The organism is Vibrio sp. 378 (assembly GCF_033339435.1).
This window is the reverse complement of record NZ_JAWOUO010000273.1, coordinates 1-890: the sequence shown is the minus strand read 5'-3', so window position 1 is coordinate 890 and position 890 is coordinate 1. Positions and strand designations below refer to the sequence as shown.

1 protein-coding gene and 1 pseudogene are annotated in these 890 nt (G+C 47.5%); both read right to left on the bottom strand.

Annotated features, from left to right (window positions below; translation table 11 throughout):
* A pseudogene (locus R7Q48_RS25655) lies at positions 1-397 on the bottom strand (ABC transporter permease); the annotation flags it as partial.
* Positions 394-890, bottom strand: a 497-nt coding sequence (locus R7Q48_RS25650; RefSeq protein ID WP_318132981.1) for an ATP-binding cassette domain-containing protein, incomplete at its 5' end; no start/stop codon positions are given. The pseudogene R7Q48_RS25655 and the gene R7Q48_RS25650, both read right to left, overlap by 4 nt.

Below are 890 nucleotides of genomic sequence, written 5' to 3'. Positions count from 1 at the left end.
TAAGTGGTTGCTTACTTCCGTACTTATAATGCTCAAAGTAACTATGATTGGTCCCCATCACTCGAAAGCCTTTGTGAGAGTCTCCGAGCGAAATGGGAATTGCCCAATCAACCGCGCGATGCTGGCTGAATTCTTGATAGCTTTTCCAATCGATATTATTAGTTGCGTTACCAATACGAAAGACTGAATACAACAGTAAGTTCACTTGGCCTGAGCGTCCGCCGACAATTAGGTCAGTTCCGGAAATGGTGTTCGCAAAGCTGTCTTTTGCTTGAGTGCGGATACGTTCTACGCCAAGCAGCAAGATTACCGATATTGCTACCGTCATGATCGTCAACACCGCTGTCGCTTTGCGGTTCATCAAGCTTTTCCAAGCGAGTTTGATTACAGCACTCACGATAGCACCTCCATGTTACGGCTTTGGTTTATTTCTGGCAGATTAATGGTGCGATCGAACAAGCTTTCCAGAGTTGGATCATGGCTGACAAAGATTAATGTCGCGTTGGCTTGATTAGCCTGTTCCATCAGCAGTTCGATGAACGCCATGCGATTATCATGATCGAGTGCAGATGTCGGCTCGTCAGCAATGACTAACGCAGGATGCCCTATTAGCGCACGAGCTGCCGCCACTCGCTGTTGTTGTCCAATACTCAGCTCTGACACTGGGCGAGAGTGTAAATTTGTCGGTAAATGAAGCCGCTCCAACAAGGTTGTCGCTTGTGCTAAAAGCTCGGCTGTGGAGGCGTTTGGTGTCACGCGATCGCGTCTCACTTTACTGAATTGGCAAGGAAGTAATACGTTGTCGATGACATTCAAATACGGCAACAAGTTGAATTGCTGGAAGATATAACCAATGTGGTCGGCGCGGAATCTATCTCTGCGGCTTGAGC